Here is a 20,337-nt window from a genome sequence, read left to right as displayed (position 1 = left end):
ATTAAATCTCTAAAAAATTGAATATTAGTGTTGAACCTACAGAACCAGATTTTTCGGGATGAAATTGTACTCCAAAAAAATTATTTTTTTGAATAACTGAGCTGAATTTTACATTATAATCAGTACTAGCAATTGTATATTTATTTATAGGAAAAGCATAACTATGAATAAAGTAAAACCATGAACCTGATTGAATATTATTAAATAACGGATGAGATTTATCAAAAAAAACTTGGTTCCAACCTGTATGAGGTAGTGGTAATGTTTGTGAATTTAATAATGTAACCGGAGTATTAACAATACCTAACATTTCTATTCCATGAGATTCTGCACTACAAGAAGAAAATAATTGCATACCTAAACATATTCCTAATGTTGGACATGCACTATCTTTAATTACTTGAATAAGATTACTGCTTGATAATTGTTTGATAATTTCTGAGGCACTACCTACACCAGGTATAAATAATTTATCAGCATTTTTAATAATATCATGATCAGTTGTAATAGTAGCCTGATAACCTAATTTTTCAATAGATAATTTCAAAGATAACAAATTAGCACAATTTGTATCTAAAATTACTATATTCATTTATAATATTCCTTTTGAAGTAGGTAATATAGTACCAGAAATACTAACTGCTTGTTTTAAAGATCTAGCAAATGCTTTAAAAAGACTTTCAATTCTATGATGATCATTAATACCTGAACTAATCAAATGAATTGTACTTTTCATAGAATAAGCTAATGAGCGAAAAAAATGTTCAACCATATCTGTACTAAAATCACCGACAAATTGACGATTAAATTCACCAATAAATTTTAAATATGGTCTTCCAGAAATATCTAATAAACAATATGCTGAACTTTCATCCATAGGTATATGAAACCCAAATCTATTAATTCCCATCTTATTACCTATACATTTTAACAACGTATGCCCTAAAACAATACCAGTATCCTCAATAATATGATGATCATCAACATCAATATCACCTTTAACATGAATATTAACCAAAATATTACTATGAATTGCAATTTGTTCTAACATATGATTAAAAAAATTAATACCAGTATTAATATTGCTAATACCAGGTTTATCTAACCATAACTCAATTTTTATTTTAGTTTCTGTAGTATGTCTTACACTTGTAAAATATCGTGTATTATTAGCAATAACATTATAAATACAATTCCAGTCAAAACTATTTTTGTTATATAGTATACCTTGAATACCCATATTTTTTGCTAATTCAACATCTGTCTCTCGATCTCCAATCACATAACAATTTTTTTTATCTAAAGATTTTTTTATTATCCAAGGTTTCACTAATTCAATATTAGGTTTGCGACAATTACATAAATCATTTTCAAAATGCGGACATATTAATATATAATCAAAAAATATCCCTTGTGAAGCAAATATATCAACCATGAACTTATGTGGTACAATAAATGAATCATATGGTAACCTTTTAGTATATAATCCGTCTTGATTAGTAATCATGACCAATTTAAAATTTAATGTAATTAACTTTTTTAACACTATAATAACATCAGGTTCAAATATTAGTTTATGAAGATGATCCACTTGAAAATTATCAGTAGGTTCGTGAATTAATGTTCCATCACGATCAACAAACAATATTTTATCTTGCACAATATAACTTCCTTCCAAACAAGAACATTAATTTAATGATATAATTTTTAGCGCACTGATTAAACGTAAACACTCTTTTTTAGTGCCAACAGATATTCTAATACATTCTTGTAAACTAGGTTCATGTGTTTGATTTCTTAAAATTATCCCTTGACTCCATAATACATCAAATATATTTTTAGCATTATAGAATTGCACTAAAATATAATTAGTTTCACTATGAAAAATATACTGTACCAAATCACTTTTTTTTAAAAACCGTAATAAATAAATTTTATTCTCCTGTAATTGTAAGACTCGGTGTTTCATATCAAAAATTGCAGATGGTAATAATGCTTGTTTAGCAATATTAATTGACGGGACTGGTAATGGATACGGAGTAATTATTTTACTTAATAATTTTATGATATCTTTATGAGCTAAAGTAAATCCACATCGTATACCAGCTAAACCAAAAGCTTTAGATAGCGTTCTTAAAATGACTAAATGTACAAAACGTTTTAATAAAAATACAATATTTTCACGCATACAAAACTCAATATATGCTTCATCAATAACAACAATAGTTTTACCAACAGTGTATGTTAATATTTTAATAATACTATCAATATCTAATATATGCCCGGTAGGGTTATTTGGACGACATATATATATTATTTTAACAAGATGTAATGTTTTCTTAATTTTAGAAAAATTTAAAGATACATTATTAATCATCGGTACAATCACATTTTTAATACCATAAATTTCTGCAATTTTAGAATACATTGTATAGGTGGGTGAAAATGTCATAATTGCATCTCGATACGGGATACAAAAAACACGCATCAGTAATTCAATTGCTTCATCAGAACCCCGACTGACTAAAATATTTCCTACATGCAGATTAACATAATCAGAATATTGTAAAATTACTTCTTTCGGTTGACATTCCGGATAACGATTTACAATAACATTTTTTATACTATACGTATTAAAAACAGGTAATTCGTTTGCATTTAATAAAGTGTGTCCTATTCCTCCAATTGATCGTGCGGATTGATATGCTTTCAAAAACACAATATCTTTTCTGGACAATTTTTGAATACTATTTTCCATATTTATCCTTCATCGCATTACATCGTACTGTTACAGCATGTGCATGAGCGTCCATTTTTTCAGAAAATGCTAATGTTTGCACTACTTTGGCAATATTTTTTAATCCAAATGGTGTTAATTCTTGTATAGTCATCTTCTTTTGAAAATCTATTATACCTAACCCGGATGCAGCAACAGCATAACCATTAGTAGGTAATACGTGATTTGTTCCTGAAGCGTAATCTCCAACCGACTCAGGGGACCATGGTCCTAAAAATATAGACCCAGCATTGGTAATACCATGTATTAATTTTCTAGGATATTTTGTTTGAATGATTAAATGTTCTGGAGCATACATATTAGATATTTGAATACATTCTGATAAATCTTTAGTTAAAATAAATTGATGATTTTTTAATGACTTTAAAATAATATTTTTTCTAGATAAACTAGAGACCTGTTGATTAATATGTAATAACACCTTTTGTAATATATTAATATTATCAGATACAATAATTACTTGTGAATCAACACCATGCTCTGATTGTGATAATACATCAGCGGCAACAAAAGCCGGATTCGCAGTTTTATCAATGATAATTAATAATTCTGAAGGACCTGCAATCATATCAATTGCTAAACCAGGTAATAATTGAGTTAATTGTATTTTAGCTTCAGTAACATATAAATTACCTGGACCAAATATTTTATTCACTTTAGGGATAGTCTGCGTACCAAATCCAAGAGCTGCAATAGCTTGTGCGCCCCCTACTTCAAAAACATGATGAATATTACACAACTTAGCAATATATAAAATTTCATTGCTGATAGGAGGAGGAGAACATAATATAATATTTTTACATCCTGCAATAATCGCAGGTATTGATAACATTAATGCAGTAGATAATAAAGGAGCAGATCCTCCCGGTACATATAATCCTACTGATTGTATCGGAGTAAAAACTTGTTGACATCGAACACCAACTTGCGTATACACATCAATAGAATTTATTTTTTGTTTATTATGAAAAAATTGAATATTTTTTTTGGCAATTAAAATAGCGTGTTTTAAAGAATCTGATATAATAAATTCCGAATTATTAATTCTATCTTGTGATACAGTTATTGTTTTTAAATCTATTTTATCAAATATTTTAGTATATTTGAATATCGCATTGTCTCCACATCTTCGAATCTCATCTAAAATTAACTTAATTCGTGTTTTTAAATCATCTGATGCAATAATATTCGGTCGTAATAATATATTATTTCTTTGATGCTGATTTAACCTATACCAATAAGATATTTCATGATTCGCAAACATATTTATTCCATCATTTTTTCGATTGGTAAAACCAAAATTGAACTAGCTCCTAAAATCTTTAATTTCTCCATCGTCTCCCAAAATAACGTTTCACTACTAACCATATGTATCGCTACTTTATCCGTTTCACCCGCTAACTTAGATACTGTCGGATGTTCTGCCCCATGTAATAACGATATTACAGATTGCAATTTAGAATACGGCGCATGTAACATAATATATTTTGATTCCCTGGCTTTAATCACACCCTGAATACGGGTAATTAATTTATTAATCAATGTTTTTTTTAAATCAGAAATATATCCTATTCTAGATACTAAGCATGCTGTAGAAGAGTAAATTACTTCTACTTCTTTTAAACCATTAGCTTCCAATGTAGCTCCAGTTGAAACCAAATCACAAATAGCATCAGCTAAACCAGCACTTGGTGCAACTTCTACAGAACCATTTAACATAAAAAAATTAAAATCGACATCTTTTTTATTAAAATATTTTTTTAATAAATAAGGATATGATGTTGCAATACGAGCATGACTTAACGATTGAATATCAATATATTCTTGATTAATAGGCACTGCTAAAGATAATCTACAAGAACCAAAATCTAAACGTTGTATAATTTTATATAATAATTTAATAGGTTGCACATTGCGACGTAACGATTCTTCTTCAATAACATTTTCACCAATAATACCCAAATCTACTACTTGATCCATTACTAGACCAGGAATATCATCATCTCTGACACGAACAACATCAATAGGCATATTTTCAGCAAAAGAAATTAACTGTTGTTGTTTTAAATTAATTTTTATTCCGCATTGTGTTAATAATTTTATAGATTCTTTACTTAAACGACCGGATTTTTGTATAGCAATACGTAATCTATTTTTATTAAACATGAATTTACCTTGCTAACATTACTAAAGATATTAAATATGCTAATCTTGTATTAATTTATATAATACATTAAAAAATTTTATACTGTAATATTATGATTTCCAAAATATGACATATATAATATTATAATGAATGCAATTTTTATTATAAAAAACTACTAATATATTAATTTTTACAGATCAATATTTAATAATGATCATTTTTTATAATTCATTAATACAAATAATGTTGTATTTTTACCAAACATGATTGGTGCTTGATAAAAAGCCAGTACATCTGGATGTTTTGACAACCAAACCGGAATATAATTTTTTAAAATATTTTTACCATGACCATGTATTACTCCAAAACAAAATATGCGTTCTTTATAACATGTAAAAATTAACTTACCTAATTCTTGTTGTGCTTGATATTGATTTAAACCATGGCAATCTATACAAATTTCAGGAACATAAATCTTTTTTTGTAGTTTCTTTAATTCGGTGATTAAAAATTTTTCACGAACATATGAAACTGGATTCTTATCAATAACTTTATGTGGAACATGTGCATTAAAAAATTGAATATGAGCATCTTGATTACATAAATCACGTTTTTTAGCATATTGATTATTTTTTTGATGTGATTTTTCATGAAAAACAGTATCTTGTTTTATTTTTTTAACATTTTTAATCTCTTTATAAAAATAAGATATATCTTTAAAATTATCCAATGGCGTTTTTTTCATTATAGGATTTCCAAAAAATTATGTATCTTATACATGCTTGAATTAATATTATTAGTTATAATTTTTTTTATAATTATTTAAAATAAATATTTACCACATTGCAAAACATATTATCATAACAATATTTTATTTATACAATAATAATTGTGAATTATATTTTATATATCATAAGATGAATAATTAAAAATGTCAGCTTTGAAAACATATAATATAAAAAATAATTTTTATAAAATCTTGCATGGAGATAAAATATGCCAGGTAATACAATTGGTAAAATCTTTAAAGTACATACCTTTGGTGAATCCCATGGTATTGCTCTAGGATGTATTATCGACGGGATGCCTCCAGGAATAAAAATATCAAAAACATACATACAACATGAATTAAATCGTAGAAAACCTGGATCTTCAAAATATACTACACCACGTCGCGAAACAGATAAAATTAATATTCTTTCTGGAGTATTTAACGGTATTACTACAGGAACAAGCATTGGTTTAACCATTAATAATTTAGATCAACGTTCACAAGATTATAATGCTATACAACATATATTTCGACCGGGACATGCTGATTATACATACTATAAAAAATATGGAATACGCGACCATAGAGGAGGCGGGCGATCTTCGGCACGAGAAACCGCTATGCGAGTAGCAGCAGGAGCATTTGCTAAACAGTATTTAAAAAATATCTATAATATTAATATTAGAGGATACTTATCACAGTTAGGTACAATATCATGTCAATTAAAATCTTGGGATGAAGTAAATAATAACCCTTTTTTCTGTGCCGATATTCAGAAAATACACCTATTGAAAAAAAAAATCCAACAACTAAAAAAAGATGGAAATTCCATAGGAGCAGAAGTAACAATAATAGCTGAAAATACACCAATAGGATTAGGTGAACCAGTATTCGATCGATTAGATGCCGATTTAGCACATGCATTAATGAGTATTAATGCAGTTAAAGGAATTGAAATAGGTGATGGATTTTCTGTAGTTCAACAACTAGGAAGTGAAAATCGAGATGCAATAACAAAAAAAGGATTTTTAAGTAATCATGCCGGAGGTATCTTAGGTGGTATCAGTAATGGACAACCAATTATCGCAAAGATTGCATTAAAGCCAACATCAAGTATTAATATGTCGATTCAAACAATCACAGAAGATAATCAAGAAACACAAGTTAAAGTTAAAGGCAGACATGATCCATGTGTAGGTATTCGTGCAGTACCCATTGCAGAGGCTATGACTGCAATTATTATTATGGATCATGTATTAAGATTTCAAGCACAATGCGGAAAAATTACACCTATAGACTAAAATAATATCTTATTATCACAATAACAGTACAATTATACTACTAATTGTTTAGTAGTATAAAGATACATATTTATAAAAATGTATGTTAATATTATATAATTTAGATCTATAATAAAATTATTATTATAATCTTTTAACCCTAACTAATCTTGAAAATATATGTAAAGTTATAATTTAATACTTTAAATCTATAAAATTAATAAAACATCTATAATATTAAAATTTATCAATATAATTACAATTTTAATTAAATATTTTTATCAATTATATAATAAAATATATATACAATGTATGAAAACAATTTCAATAAAAAATAATGTCAACACATCTATAGTTCATTTTTTTCGTAATATATGATCCAAAAATTGATTGTGATTGCACTAACAATATAATCAATTTTATCGGAGAAAAAATATGTTTAGAGGTAGTATTGTTGCAATAATTACACCCATGACCGAAAAAGGACAAATTTGTCGTCATAGTTTGAAAAAACTTGTTCAATATCATATTCATAATCATACAAAAGCCATTGTCTCTGTTGGAACAACAGGAGAATCTGCAACATTAAATAAAAATGAACATCATTATACTATCTTATCAACAATAGAATTTGCAGATGGTAAAATACCAATCATTGCAGGAACTGGAGCTAATTCAACATCTGAAGCTATTGCATTAACAAAAAAACTAGAAAATTCAGGTATTTATGGTTGTTTAAGTGTAGTACCTTACTACAACAAACCAACACAACATGGATTATATCAACATTTTCAAGCAATTGCAGAAAATACAAATATGCCTCAAATTTTATACAATGTACCTAGTAGAACCGGTTGTGATATGTTACCTGAGACTGTAATTAAATTATCTAAATTAAATAATATTATTGGGATTAAAGAAGCCACCGGAGATTTAACAAGAATTCATAAAATTAAAGATCATGTAAAAAAGAATTTTTTAATTATAAGTGGTGATGATATTACTGCATTGGATTTTATGCAACTTGGAGGTGATGGAGTAATATCTGTTACCGCAAATATTGCAGCAAAAGAAATGTCAAAAATGTGTCGTTTAGCTCTAAAAAATGATTTTATTAATGCAAGATTAATTAATACAAAATTAATGCCTATACATCAAGCATTGTTTTTAGATCCAAATCCAATACCTATAAAATGGGCTGCTTGGAAATTAAATATGATTCAATATAATACATTACGATTACCACTAACACCATTATCAAGAAATACACAGATAGTATTACAAAACGCACTACAACAAGCAGACATTATACGTAATTTTTCAGATAATAACGATATAAAATAATATTATTAACCAGATTTAAAAATACAGAGTATCGTCATGATACTCTGAAAAAATCATCAAGATACACACTTTAGGTTAATATTTTTTTTATAATATGTTCATATATTATACTTAACATCTGTAAATCCTGTACCTTAACATGTTCGTTTACTTTATGTATAGTACGATTTTGTAAACCAAGTTCAATTAATTCATTACTAATTAATTTTAAAAACCGACCATCAGAAATACCACCGTCTGTGGAGAGATGACTATTCGTATTATAAATACTTTGAATTACTGTTTTAACAATTGTTGTTAATTGATTTGCACTTGTTAAAAATGGTAAACCAGATAATTTCCATTTTATGGAATATTTTAGATCGAATTTTTTTAATAAACTGTTCAAATCAAATTGCAGTTTTTCAACAGAAATATCAGTACCAAATCTAAAATTACAACGAATATGTAATGCTCCAGGAATAATATTTTCGCTATTATTCCCGGAATATATATCAGATATTTGTAAACTTGTTGCAGTAAAATATTTATTTCCGGTAGTCCATATTGTATTAATTAGAGAGTTTATAAAAGGTGCAGCATTGTGAATAGGATTTTCTGCAAATTGAGGATATGCTATATGGCCTTGTACACCATAAATAGATATATTGGCATGTAACGATCCTCTACGACCAATTTTAATCGTATCCCCAATAATATGATCACTCGTTGGTTCACCAACAATACAAAAATTAATATAATCATTAATAGATTTTAAGTATTCAACAAGACGAATTGTACCATCTATCGCAGATGATTCTTCATCAGATGTAACTAAAAAAGATAGCCGGCCTAAATAATTCATATTAGATACTATAAAACGTTCAGCAGCTATAATCATAGCTGCTAATGATCCTTTCATATCTGCTATACCCCGTCCAAATAATAGCCCGTCTCGTATAACAGGTATAAATGGCGGATATTTCCAATTCATTAAAATTCCTGCAGGAACAACGTCTGTATGTCCAGCAAAAGATAATGTAACTCCTATACCCCGATAAGCCCAAAAATTACTTGTATGTTTATTTTTAAACAACATAATATTAAAACCTAATGCTAACAACCTTTTTAAAAGAATGTTTTGACACTGAAGATCAAGCGGGCTAATTGAAGGTATAGAGACTAATGCTTTTGCTAAATCAATAATTGGACAATACATACGATTACACTCAATTACCTTGTTTAAAATAACAACGAAATTATTTATATAGCTTATATGAAAAAGATTTATTATCTAACAATTTTTTCACATTACGTACTACATTATTTACCGTAAAACCGAATTTTTTAAATAAATCATCTGCAGAAGCGGATTCACCAAATTGATCAATGCCAACAATCATTCCATGTAAACCAACGTATTTATACCAAATATTAGATTGTCCGGCCTCAATTGCAACACGTTTATTTATTAATTTTGGTAATACAGATTCTTTATAATCATCATCTTGACTTTCAAAAACATCAATAGATGGCATTGAAACCACTCTAACACCGTACCCTAAATCATGTATTTTATTTGCAGATAATACCGCTAACTGTACTTCTGAACCAGTTGCAATTAAAATGACATCAATAGTCTGTCCAAAATCTTTTAAAATATATCCACCACGAGCAATATTATTGATTTGAACTTTATCACGTGATGCTTGTTCTAGATTTTGACGGGATAACACTAAAGCAGTAGGACCTTGATAACGTTCTATAGCACATGTCCAAGCAAAAATTGTTTCTAGAGTATCACTAGGACGCCAAACACTCATATTCGGTATAGAACGTAAACTTGATAATTGTTCTATTGGTTGATGTGTAGGGCCATCTTCTCCTAAACCAATTGAATCATGTGTGTACAACATAATGTGTCTTGTACCCATTAATGCAGACATACGAACTGCATTTTTAGCATAATCTAAAAACACTAAAAAGGTTGCTGTATAAGGAATAAATCCACCATGTTGTGATATACCGTTAGCAATACTAGTCATACCAAATTCACGTACACCATAATGAATATAATTTCCTGATTTTTTCTGATTGATCGGAATTGAACCAGACCACATAGTTAAATTACTAGGAGCTAGATCTGCAGAACCACCTAATAATTCTGGTAATATTTTTCCAATATGCTCTAAAATATTTTGAGAAGATTGACGTGTTGCAATTGCATTACGACTATTCAAGCTATGAACAATTGCACGTATTTTATCTGGCCAATCTATTGGCAATAAACCAGACATACGACGAGTATACTCACTCGATAAATCTGGATAATCTATTTTATATTTTGAAAACAATGTATTCCAATATTCTTCTAACTTATTTCCAATATTACGCATATCCCAATGATCATACACTTCATCTGGGATATAAAACGGAGGATACTTCCAATGTAATGCTTTTTTAGTTAATAAAACCTCTTGTACTCCTAAAGGTGAACCATGAACCTCAGCTGTACCGGATTTATTAGGAGAACCAAAACCAATTTTAGTATTAAAAATAATAATAGATGGCTTATCTGTAACTGATTTAGCAATTTTTATAGCTTTCATAATAGAATTAGAATTATGACCATCGACATTATTAATAACATGCCAATTATATGATTGAAATCGTTTTGCAGTATCATCAGTAAACCAATTATGAATTTTCCCATCAATTGAAATTTTATTACTATCATATAGTACAGTTAATTTACCTAATTTCCATGTTCCAGCTAAAGAACATGCTTCATGTGAAATACCTTCCATTAAACAGCCATCGCCTGCAAATATCCAAGTATCATGGTCCACAATATTATATTGTGGTCGGTTAAAGTATGATGCGAGTATCTTTTCTGCAATAGCCATCCCTATTCCAGAAGCTAGTCCTTGACCTAAAGGACCGGTCGTAACTTCAACTCCTGGAGTACATCCAACTTCCGGATGGCCTGGTGTCTTAGAATGTAATTTTCTAAAATCCTGTAAATCATCTATTGATATATCATATCCAGTAAGATGTAAAACACTGTATAATAGCATAGAAGCATGTCCATTCGACACAATAACGCGATCTCTATTGTCCCAATATGGATTATTTGGATTATACCTTAGAATACTTCTCCATAACACTTCAGCTATATCAGCCATACCCATAGATGCTCCAGGATGTCCAGAATTTGCCTTTTGAATCGCATCAATACTTAAAACTCGAATTGCATTGGCTAATTCTTGTCTAGAACACATGCTTAATTCCTAGTTAGTAAATTGAAAATGAAATTGTTTTAAAACATCGAAGATAATATTTGTTCTAATTTTTCCTGATCAGCACTAAACTGACGTATTCCATCTGATAACTTTTCTACAGCCATACGATCTTGATTATGTTCCCACCTAAAATTAGATTCAGTTAAAACCGATGAAGATGTTATATTGATATTATTAGGAACTAACCTTCTTATTACTGTACCACGGCTATTTTGTAGTTTTTCTAATAATACAGGAGAAATTGTAAGATAATCACAACCAGCAAGTTCTAAAATCTGATCCACATTACGGAAACTTGCTCCCATAATAATAGTACGATAATTATGTTTTTTATAATATTGATATATTTTTTTTACAGATAATACACCAGGGTCATTCATAGGATTATATTTTTTAATTAAGTTATTTTCATAATACCAATCATATATTCTACCAACAAAAGGAGAAATTAAAAATACACCTGATTCAGCGCACGCTTTAGCTTGGGCAAATGAAAATAATAATGTTAAATTGCAATTAATATTCTCTTTTTCTAAAGATTGTGCCGCTTGAATACACTCCCATGTTGCAGCTAACTTAATTAATATTTTCGAACGTGATACACCTAAATCTTCATACATATTTACAATTTTTTTAGCCTTTAAAATACATAATTCTTTATTAAAAGAAATACGAGCATCTATTTCACTTGATACTCTTCCCGGAATATATTTTAAAATTTCTGAACCAATATTAACTAAAATTTTATCACTTGCTTGTGAAATTTTATCTTTTTCAGAAGATCCGTTTTTTTTTCCATAACTAATAGCATCTATTACTAAATCTTTATACTGTGGAATTAAAATAGTTTTTAAAATTAATGATGGATTTGTTGTGGCATCCATTGGTTTATATTTAATAATTTCATGTACATTTCCACTATCTGCAACAATCGTAGTAAATTTTTTTAATTCATTCAATTGATTCATTTTAATCCTTATGAGAAAAATAACTCAAAAAAAATTAAATATACTATATTATAAAATATATACATGTACAAAAAAAATTCAAGATATAATTTTATTATATGTATTTTACAACAATATTAAAGATATTTTTTTAATATTATAGATGAATTTATGCCACCAAAACCACAACTATTTGACATCGCTACCATAATATTATATGGTTTCATGCGAGTCACAATATTCATATTTTTTGCAAATGGAGCTAAACAATCTATATTAATATTAGGGGCGATAAAATTATTATACATCATTAAAATTACATAAATAATTTCGTGTACTCCAGATGCCCCTAATGAATGACCAGTCATGGATTTAGTTGAAGAAAGATATGGAATAAATTTTCTAAACACTTGTTTGATGGCCTTTAATTCAATAAAATCACCGACCTTAGTAGATGTACCATGCGTATTAATATAATTAATAATTATATTATCTGCATTATAGAGTGCAATTTTCATTGCTTTCACTAAACCTAATCCAGAAGGTCTAATCATATTTAAACCATCTGATGCAGAACCAAAACCAATAACTTCAGCATAAATACGTGCTTTTCTAGACCGTGCATGTTCTAATTCTTCTAAAACTAAAATACCAGATCCTCCAGAAATAACAAAACCATCACGATTAATATCATACGGACGTGAAGCTTGACTAGGATTAAAATTATATTTTACAGATAATGCATTCATTATATCAAATTTAGCAGCCAACTCACAAGTTAATTCTTCTGCCCCTCCAGCAAAAATTATATCTTGCTTACCATATTGAATTAATTCAACAGCATAATTAATACAATTTAATGATGTAGCACAAGCTGCACTTAAGGAATTACTAATACCATAAATATTATAAAAAGTTGATAAACATGCAGAAATATTTGACGGCATATTTTGAATAATGGAATATAAATTCTGTTTTTTCTTCATACATATAGCATTTTTTTCAACAACATTACATCCAGAACCTGTAATTATACCAACACGATAATTTTTTTGATATACATCACTATTTAAACAAGAGTCACGTATAGCTTGTTTCATAGCAAAATACGTATAAATTGATGCACGATTCATAAACTTTAATATAGTACGATCAATTTTTTCAATATTTACACATAATGCTCCCCAAATGTTGCTTTTTATACCAAATTCTTTCATTTGACGAGAAAATATAATACCTGACTTACTATTCTGTAGAGAAGATAAAACTTTTTTTTTATTATTACCAATACTGGAAATAATACCTAAACCTGTAATCACAACCCTCTTCACTATATTGTCCTTAATAGTTTATATCACATTATATATCATTATAATAATTGTCATACATCAAGGTAAAATTTTTTTTGTAATATAAATATCTTAATCTAATACCATATATTACAATTCCCGATTAATATTGTATAAAAATATAAAAATATGAATATTAATAAAATCAAAACCAGAATATTATACGTTGTTGCTACTCCAATTGGCAATATAAAAGATATTACATACCGAGCAATACATATATTAAAAACAGTACAATTAATTGCGGCAGAAGATACCAGGCATACACAAAATTTATTAAATCACTTTAATATTACAACAAAAATGATATCGTTACATAAATATAACGAACATAAAATTACTAATAAAATTATTTTTTTATTAAATACAAAAAATATCGCTTTAGTATCTAATGCTGGAACACCAGCAATTCATGATCCAGGATATATATTAATACACGCCTGTCATAAAGAAAATATAACAGTCATACCTATTCCAGGCCCATGCGCTCTCATTGCTGCATTAAGCGCATCAGGGTTACCAGGAGATAATTTTTATTATAAGGGCTTTTTACCAAAAACAACATTATCAAGAAAAAAAATTTTATTACATATCCAAAATATAAAAGAAACAATTATATTTTATGAATCATGTCATAGAATTTTATATAGTATACAAGATATTGTAAGTTATCTAGGAGAAAATCGGATCATTGTGTTAGTGAAAGAAATCACAAAAATATGGGAAAGAATCAAATACGGAAAAGCCGTAGATATATTAACGTGGTTAAAAAAAGATGATTTAAGACAAAAAGGAGAAATGGTTATCATTATTAGTGGCATGAATAATCATAACAATATCATACCTATAAAAGTTCAACGAACTTTGTCGATTTTAATTAAAACATTAAAAATGAAACAAGCAATACAACTGACTGCGTTAATTCATAAAATACATAAAAATCAAATATATAATTATGCTATAAAAAAATTTTTACATGACAAAAAATAAACAATAAATTATAATATATAAAAGTTGACCAGACAGTCGCTGTTTAATTATGATATTAAATAGAGGAAAGTCCGGGCTCCTAGAGCAAGAGTGCCAGATAATACCTGGGCAGAATCATCATTCTGACGACAAGTGCAACAGAAAATATACCGCTATAATTGTACTTATAGCAAGGGTGAAAAGGCGTGTTAAGAGCACACCGCATATTTAGTAATAAATATGGCAATGTAAACTCCACTCGGAGCAAGGTTAAATAGAATTTTTAAATACTGCTCGTATTATAATTCAGGTAAACCGCTTGAACTAATAAGTGATTATTAGTCTAGATAAATGACTGTCTCATACAGAACCCGGCTTATTAGTCAACTTAAAAACATACATTAATTTATCATACTACATTAAATAGAGAATGAAATTTATATATTTATTCATTAATATATAAAATCAATAATAATTTTAAAAAAAATTAATATAATTTAAATATTATATTAAAAAACACATCAATTTATATAACGTTATTTATTAGAATACAACATATATATCTTATCATGAAATATAGTATTTATCATTGTATTCTTTTATAATATAATAAATGGAAATAAGTTTTGATAAGTATTCATGCTTAGAATAAAAACATATAATAATATCTACTATTATTACATCACCATACTAAAATTTATTTTTTCCATGATAAATAATTAATATAGCATCATTTTTGTAATATATTTAATAAAATATCATTTATCATTAACTAAAATATTAAACATATGAATTTAAAAAATGTACCTTCAGGGATAAATATTCCAAATGATATATATGTTATTATTGAAATACCATATCATTCATATCCTATAAAATATGAAATAGATAAAGAAACACAAAATTTATTTGTTGATCGTTTTTTACCAACCGCTATGCTATACCCCTGTAATTATGGTTATATAAATAATACCCTATCAGATGATAAAGATCCGTTAGATGTTTTAATTCCTATTCCATACAAACTACAATATGGTTGTATTATTCAATGTAAACCAATAGGAGTATTAAAAATGATTGATGAATCTGGATCAGATTCTAAAATTATTGCTCTACCACATAATAATATTTCTAGTGAGTATCAACACATAAATAATATTAATGATATATCTAATAGTTTTAAACAACAAATTATACATTTTTTTCAACATTATAAAGATTTAGAGAAAAATAAATGGGTGAAAATTATTGGTTTTGAAGATACCCAATCCGCACAACAAGAAATTATAAAATCAATAAAAAATTTTTTAAAAACAAACAACCTTAATATCAATGATAATATATGAAAATTATTCTAATTATAATTCTAATATATTACATAAGGATATTTCATGTCTAAAATTTGCATGATTACTAAAAAAAAACCAATGTTTGGTAATAATAGATCACATGCATTAAATGCATCAAAAAAAAAATTTTTTCCTAATTTACAATATCATAAATTATGGATACCAAAAGAAAAAAAATTTATTAAAATCCGTATTTCAACTAAAGGATTAAGAATAATTAATAAAAAAGGTATCGAACAAGTATTTCATCTATATATGAAAAATCGGAAAAATCATGGCCAAAAGCTCAAGAGAAAAAATTAAATTATTATCCTCTTCAGGGACCAAACATTTTTATACTACTACTAAAAATAAAAAAGCTAACCAAAAAAAAATTCAATTAAAAAAATATGATCCCGTTATTAGAAAACATGTTTTATACCACGAAAAAAAAATTAAATAAAAATATTAAAAAAATTTAATTATAAAATATACTATATGTATTTTATTATATAAAATATAAATATATAGTATATTTTTACAAAAATAATATATATAATAAATGAATAATTTTTTTTAATATAAATGTTAAATTATAAAAAAATATTGAACTTGAAAAAAATAAAAAAAATATTATTATAAAATATAATAACGATAAATTTACAAAAACAGTTGAAATATTAGTTGATAATCTAAAAAATACTCCAATGAGAATATAAAATAAAAAAAATAAGATAATGATTGGTAGTACAAAAATTAAACCATTTAAAAAAGATGCATGTAATAATTTAATAAAAATTAACACAAATTTCATATCAAATACTGTACTATATAACGGAAATAAATAAAAACTTTTAACAATAAAAATTATTATATATAAATGTCCATCATAGTACAAACATAATAATAATAAAAAAATATTAAATATTTGCGTAATTATAGTACTTTCTAAATAAACAGTATCATCAGTATTAATAATATTATACAACCCAATTTGTAAACTAACAATTTCTCCAGAAACAATAATAAAAAATACTATTAATTTTATCGAAAAACCAATAGACATACCAATAATAATTTGCTCTATCAATGTTACTAAACCATGACATGACAATAATTTTATTTTTGCACAGGGTATGATAAAAAAAATAAGTATACTTAATAGACACGATAAAAAAAATTTTAATTTACGACTTACAACAGAACTACCAACAATAGGCGCCGTATATATTATTGATAATACTCTAAAAAAAATAAATATTAAATGATTTAATACTATAATATTATTATACATATTTAATATGAATAAAAAATAGCAAATGCAACATGTCTAAATACATAATCCATATAATGAGTAATTAAATTTACCATCCATGTTCCAAAAAATGTAAATACTAAAAATACAGTTATAATTTTTGGAATCACAGACAATGTTTGTTCATGAATAGATGTAATTATTTGTAAAACATTCATAATCAAACTAATTAAGAAAACAGATGAAAATATTGGCAATGACAAAAAAAATAATACTTTAAAAGATTCATAAAATAATGTTTCTATAAAAATAGATTGCATACATCTCCTAATATTACATAAAAATAAATTTAATAAAAACTATTTATTAAAGAAGAAAAAATTAACTGCCATCCATCAACTAATACAAATAATATCAGTTTAACTGGTAATGAAATAGTATTTGGAGAAATCATCGTCATACCTAATGACATTAATATCGTGGTAATAAATAAATCAATCATTAGAAATGGTATAAAAATCGTAAATCCGATTTGGAATGCAGTTTTTAATTCACTAGTAATAAATGATGGTAGTAATATTTGTATTGGTATAGTATGATCATTATCGGGTAACGGAAGATGTGATAATTGAGAAAAAACTAATAAATCCGATCGACGTGTTTGATGTAACATAAAATCATAAATAGGTTGTAATAATTTTATAAAAATATCATCAATTTGAATATGATGCGTATAAAATGGTATATATGCTTCTTGATATATTCTATGATATGTAGGATACATAACATAACATGTTAAGCAAAATGATATACCCATCAGTAATTGATTAGGCGGTAAAGTTGGTATACCTAATGCATTTCGTAATAAACTTAATACAATAATAATTCTCGTAAAACTAGTGGTCATGATAATAAGTGCTGATACTAATGTTACAATACATGTTAATAATACAATTTGACTAGAACAAGACCAATGAGATATATTATTGAAAAAAATATGTTTAGTTAATTCCGAAAATTCTGCAGCATATGCATTAGAACTATAACAGCATAATATTAAAAAAAAAAATAACTTATATATGATATTTTTACATAACGATAATTTAGAATTTTCAATGTAATTTTGCACAATATTTTTTTTATTATCATCTGAAATTGGTAAAGTATATAAAGTACGAATATTATATAATGTTGATCCTAAGATCAATCTAACACCACTAATATCCAAGATAAAAATTTTATTATTTGAATCAATTTTTTTTTGAGTAATCACCTGAATCAATGTATGATTATTTTTCACAGCAACAAAACTAATAATTTTTATAATCCATAATATTAAAAACAAAACTATTATCGTCTTGAAAAAAAAATTATTATTATAAAAAATTTTTTGATTAAATAAACCAAAGATATCTTTCATAAAATTGTATAATGTAATTGAAGAATTATCATAATACTAATACCATACCTATCATTTAATTGCGTTAATATAACTTTAACAATTATGATATTATATAAAATAATATCCAAAATATTATTATTTACTTTATTAAAATATAATATCTGACCTAAAGGAATCTGTAATACATACTGTCTTTTAAATATGATTGTTTCTGATTGCACAACAATCTTTAAAACTACTGTAAGTAATATACTATTTTTAATATTTAAATTATTGATTTGATTTTTATATTTCTGTAAATTGAAAATATCATTATTTAATTTTTGTAATTTAAATAGATTATGTTTGATTTTTACTAAAATTGTATTCATTACTATTTCTTAGTATTAGAATTAATATTGATAAAATTTTTTTACGTATATAAAATATTTTTGTATTACAATAATAATACTATTTCTAGTTAAAATCAGAATATTATTTTCTATATATATTATAATAGTATCAAATTTCTAAATATATAATATTTAACCAACTGATCAATTTAGAATATAATTCACTCGGGCTAGAAAATTATCTAATCAAATGATACAATTTATTATTCTTATTTAAAATAAGAAATTACTTTATTGGTTTCTATGTGTTAAATATTTTGATATTAAATTGTAGATATTATAAAAAGTATGATATAAAGCTACAAATATATATATTAATTTTTATATAATATATAATTTTTTATAGAGCAATAAATTATTATTATTTTTATAAGATACCATTTTTAGTATTTGAAATATTAGTTTAATTAATTACTTAATAAGTATATTCGTAATAAAAATGTATTATAAATATAAAAAATCATACAATAAACAAGTAAAAAATCATATTTAAGAACACAATTTAATAATATTAAATATTTTAAGAGAGTACATTTTAAGATTTTATGCATCATTTTTTGAATAATCCAAGTTCCAACACACTAAATCATCACTGTGATTTATCCAGTCAAATACAATATGTATTTTAATAATTTTTCATATTTGTAAACCATTGAATATAGATATCATTATACAAAACTCATTTTGTAAACAATGAGAATAAACTTTTTATGATAACATGAGACTTATACTGTATTATTATATACTTGTCTGATATTAAATCCTCGTAAAAACATATAATATATTTTTATATAACCAATTATAATAAAACTAAATTTTCGTGTATCATAACATATCTTATACTGTACATTAATGATATTTAATTTCGCGATTAAATTTAATCAACAGGCATATACAATATTTTGAAATAGTATAATAATATTAAGAACAATATATTTATTAAATAATATAATGAAATTTAAAATACTGATTTAAAAATCATATTTTTAACCATTTTTTACATTGTCATATTATGACATAACGTAATACATTACACATACCAACATGTATTAAATCCTAAATGCAATTTATAAAC

20 protein-coding genes and 1 other RNA gene are annotated in these 20,337 nt (G+C 25.9%); 7 read left to right on the top strand and 14 right to left on the bottom strand.

Annotated elements, in window-relative coordinates; translation table 11 throughout:
• Position 1: 1 nt before the first annotated feature.
• From hisH to smrB, 6 genes are all read right to left on the bottom strand, one after another.
• Entirely contained in the window at positions 2-592 is a 591-nt protein-coding gene (gene hisH / locus RJT54_RS00385; RefSeq protein WP_343128260.1) for an imidazole glycerol phosphate synthase subunit HisH, read from the bottom strand.
• Positions 593-1,660: a bifunctional histidinol-phosphatase/imidazoleglycerol-phosphate dehydratase HisB gene (hisB, locus tag RJT54_RS00380; RefSeq protein WP_343128259.1), complete on the bottom strand. Its 1,068-nt coding sequence runs from the start codon at positions 1,658-1,660 to the stop codon at positions 593-595.
• A gap of 27 nt (positions 1,661-1,687) precedes the next feature.
• Positions 1,688-2,758, bottom strand: coding sequence for a histidinol-phosphate transaminase (gene hisC / locus RJT54_RS00375; RefSeq protein WP_343128258.1), 1,071 nt, complete (start codon positions 2,756-2,758; stop codon positions 1,688-1,690).
• Complete coding sequence (hisD, locus tag RJT54_RS00370) at positions 2,748-4,061, bottom strand: histidinol dehydrogenase (protein ID WP_343128257.1); 1,314 nt, start codon at positions 4,059-4,061, stop codon at positions 2,748-2,750. The genes hisC and hisD overlap by 11 nt, the downstream gene beginning before the upstream one ends.
• Before the next feature lie 2 nt (positions 4,062-4,063).
• Positions 4,064-4,963, bottom strand: a complete 900-nt coding sequence (hisG, locus tag RJT54_RS00365; RefSeq protein ID WP_343128256.1) for an ATP phosphoribosyltransferase — start codon at positions 4,961-4,963, stop codon at positions 4,064-4,066.
• A gap of 194 nt (positions 4,964-5,157) precedes the next feature.
• Positions 5,158-5,688 (bottom strand): endonuclease SmrB, encoded by a 531-nt coding sequence (gene smrB, locus RJT54_RS00360; protein WP_343128255.1) that lies wholly within the window; start codon positions 5,686-5,688, stop codon positions 5,158-5,160.
• Between the two features lie 251 nt (positions 5,689-5,939).
• Between smrB and aroC the strand changes: the two genes are divergently transcribed.
• On the top strand, positions 5,940-7,016 hold the full coding sequence (gene aroC, locus RJT54_RS00355) for a chorismate synthase (protein ID WP_343128254.1): 1,077 nt from the start codon (positions 5,940-5,942) through the stop codon (positions 7,014-7,016).
• A 414-nt stretch (positions 7,017-7,430) separates the two neighbouring features.
• Positions 7,431-8,339, top strand: coding sequence for a 4-hydroxy-tetrahydrodipicolinate synthase (dapA, locus tag RJT54_RS00350; RefSeq protein ID WP_343128253.1), 909 nt, complete (start codon positions 7,431-7,433; stop codon positions 8,337-8,339).
• A 70-nt stretch (positions 8,340-8,409) separates the two neighbouring features.
• Here dapA and dapE read toward each other — a convergent pair whose 3' ends face one another.
• The 4 genes from dapE to RJT54_RS00330 all read right to left on the bottom strand — a co-directional run bounded on the left by dapE (position 8,410) and on the right by RJT54_RS00330 (position 13,898).
• Positions 8,410-9,537 carry a succinyl-diaminopimelate desuccinylase gene (gene dapE / locus RJT54_RS00345; protein ID WP_343128252.1) on the bottom strand — a complete coding sequence of 376 codons (1,128 nt, stop codon included), beginning with the start codon at positions 9,535-9,537 and terminating at the stop codon, positions 8,410-8,412.
• A 40-nt stretch (positions 9,538-9,577) separates the two neighbouring features.
• Positions 9,578-11,599 carry a transketolase gene (gene tkt, locus RJT54_RS00340; RefSeq protein ID WP_343128251.1) on the bottom strand — a complete coding sequence of 674 codons (2,022 nt, stop codon included), beginning with the start codon at positions 11,597-11,599 and terminating at the stop codon, positions 9,578-9,580.
• Between the two features lie 38 nt (positions 11,600-11,637).
• Positions 11,638-12,588: a transaldolase gene (gene tal, locus RJT54_RS00335; RefSeq protein WP_343128250.1), complete on the bottom strand. Its 951-nt coding sequence runs from the start codon at positions 12,586-12,588 to the stop codon at positions 11,638-11,640.
• A gap of 116 nt (positions 12,589-12,704) precedes the next feature.
• Positions 12,705-13,898, bottom strand: a complete 1,194-nt coding sequence (locus tag RJT54_RS00330) for a beta-ketoacyl synthase N-terminal-like domain-containing protein (protein WP_343128249.1) — start codon at positions 13,896-13,898, stop codon at positions 12,705-12,707.
• Between the two features lie 147 nt (positions 13,899-14,045).
• On the opposite strand from RJT54_RS00330, the gene rsmI reads away from it, so the two are divergent.
• From rsmI to rpmG, 5 genes are all read left to right on the top strand, one after another.
• Positions 14,046-14,906, top strand: a complete 861-nt coding sequence (rsmI, locus tag RJT54_RS00325) for a 16S rRNA (cytidine(1402)-2'-O)-methyltransferase (RefSeq protein ID WP_343128248.1) — start codon at positions 14,046-14,048, stop codon at positions 14,904-14,906.
• A gap of 20 nt (positions 14,907-14,926) precedes the next feature.
• Positions 14,927-15,280: RNase P RNA component class A (rnpB, locus tag RJT54_RS00320), an RNA gene on the top strand.
• Between the two features lie 393 nt (positions 15,281-15,673).
• A complete protein-coding gene (gene ppa / locus RJT54_RS00315; RefSeq protein ID WP_343128247.1) occupies positions 15,674-16,231 on the top strand; it encodes an inorganic diphosphatase in 558 nt (185 codons plus the stop codon).
• Positions 16,232-16,276: 45 nt separating this feature from the next.
• The gene (rpmB, locus tag RJT54_RS00310) at positions 16,277-16,537 is read left to right on the top strand and encodes a 50S ribosomal protein L28 (protein WP_343128246.1); all 261 of its coding nucleotides are present in this window, start codon (positions 16,277-16,279) and stop codon (positions 16,535-16,537) included.
• A complete protein-coding gene (gene rpmG / locus RJT54_RS00305) occupies positions 16,509-16,676 on the top strand; it encodes a 50S ribosomal protein L33 (protein ID WP_343128245.1) in 168 nt (55 codons plus the stop codon). The genes rpmB and rpmG overlap by 29 nt, the downstream gene beginning before the upstream one ends.
• A 75-nt stretch (positions 16,677-16,751) precedes the next feature.
• Here the strand turns inward: rpmG and RJT54_RS00300 are convergent, their stop codons facing one another.
• Genes RJT54_RS00300 through RJT54_RS00285 form a run of 4 tightly spaced genes read right to left on the bottom strand, consistent with a single transcriptional unit; the run spans position 16,752 to position 19,241 of the window.
• Positions 16,752-17,507, bottom strand: coding sequence for a flagellar biosynthetic protein FliR (locus tag RJT54_RS00300; protein WP_343128244.1), 756 nt, complete (start codon positions 17,505-17,507; stop codon positions 16,752-16,754).
• 2 nt (positions 17,508-17,509) lie between these two features.
• Entirely contained in the window at positions 17,510-17,788 is a 279-nt protein-coding gene (locus RJT54_RS00295) for a flagellar biosynthetic protein FliQ (protein ID WP_343128243.1), read from the bottom strand.
• Positions 17,789-17,817: 29 nt separating this feature from the next.
• On the bottom strand, positions 17,818-18,888 hold the full coding sequence (gene fliP, locus RJT54_RS00290) for a flagellar type III secretion system pore protein FliP (RefSeq protein WP_343128242.1): 1,071 nt from the start codon (positions 18,886-18,888) through the stop codon (positions 17,818-17,820).
• Entirely contained in the window at positions 18,885-19,241 is a 357-nt protein-coding gene (locus RJT54_RS00285; protein ID WP_343128241.1) for a hypothetical protein, read from the bottom strand. Before RJT54_RS00285 ends, fliP begins: the two co-directional genes overlap by 4 nt.
• Positions 19,242-20,337: the final 1,096 nt, after the last annotated feature.

It is taken from the genome of Buchnera aphidicola (Takecallis taiwana) (assembly GCF_039355125.1).
Taxonomy (GTDB): Bacteria; Pseudomonadota; Gammaproteobacteria; order Enterobacterales; family Enterobacteriaceae; genus Buchnera_L; species Buchnera_L aphidicola_AG.
The sequence above is the reverse complement of the archived record's forward strand: the minus strand, read 5'-3'. Positions and strand labels throughout refer to the sequence as shown.

Coding starts and splice junctions, on each gene's coding strand:
- hisG (WP_343128256.1), bottom strand. CDS start 4,963: ATGTTTAATAAAAATAGATTACGTATTGCTATACAAAAATCCGGTCGT.
- hisD (WP_343128257.1), bottom strand. CDS start 4,061: ATGTTTGCGAATCATGAAATATCTTATTGGTATAGGTTAAATCAGCAT.
- fliP (WP_343128242.1), bottom strand. CDS start 18,888: ATGAAAGATATCTTTGGTTTATTTAATCAAAAAATTTTTTATAATAAT.
- ppa (WP_343128247.1), top strand. CDS start 15,674: ATGAATTTAAAAAATGTACCTTCAGGGATAAATATTCCAAATGATATA.
- dapA (WP_343128253.1), top strand. CDS start 7,431: ATGTTTAGAGGTAGTATTGTTGCAATAATTACACCCATGACCGAAAAA.
- dapE (WP_343128252.1), bottom strand. CDS start 9,537: ATGTATTGTCCAATTATTGATTTAGCAAAAGCATTAGTCTCTATACCT.
- hisH (WP_343128260.1), bottom strand. CDS start 592: ATGAATATAGTAATTTTAGATACAAATTGTGCTAATTTGTTATCTTTG.
- rsmI (WP_343128248.1), top strand. CDS start 14,046: ATGAATATTAATAAAATCAAAACCAGAATATTATACGTTGTTGCTACT.
- tal (WP_343128250.1), bottom strand. CDS start 12,588: ATGAATCAATTGAATGAATTAAAAAAATTTACTACGATTGTTGCAGAT.
- smrB (WP_343128255.1), bottom strand. CDS start 5,688: ATGAAAAAAACGCCATTGGATAATTTTAAAGATATATCTTATTTTTAT.
- aroC (WP_343128254.1), top strand. CDS start 5,940: ATGCCAGGTAATACAATTGGTAAAATCTTTAAAGTACATACCTTTGGT.
- RJT54_RS00295 (WP_343128243.1), bottom strand. CDS start 17,788: ATGCAATCTATTTTTATAGAAACATTATTTTATGAATCTTTTAAAGTA.
- rpmG (WP_343128245.1), top strand. CDS start 16,509: ATGGCCAAAAGCTCAAGAGAAAAAATTAAATTATTATCCTCTTCAGGG.
- hisC (WP_343128258.1), bottom strand. CDS start 2,758: ATGGAAAATAGTATTCAAAAATTGTCCAGAAAAGATATTGTGTTTTTG.
- RJT54_RS00300 (WP_343128244.1), bottom strand. CDS start 17,507: ATGTATAATAATATTATAGTATTAAATCATTTAATATTTATTTTTTTT.
- tkt (WP_343128251.1), bottom strand. CDS start 11,599: ATGTGTTCTAGACAAGAATTAGCCAATGCAATTCGAGTTTTAAGTATT.
- RJT54_RS00285 (WP_343128241.1), bottom strand. CDS start 19,241: ATGAATACAATTTTAGTAAAAATCAAACATAATCTATTTAAATTACAA.
- rpmB (WP_343128246.1), top strand. CDS start 16,277: ATGTCTAAAATTTGCATGATTACTAAAAAAAAACCAATGTTTGGTAAT.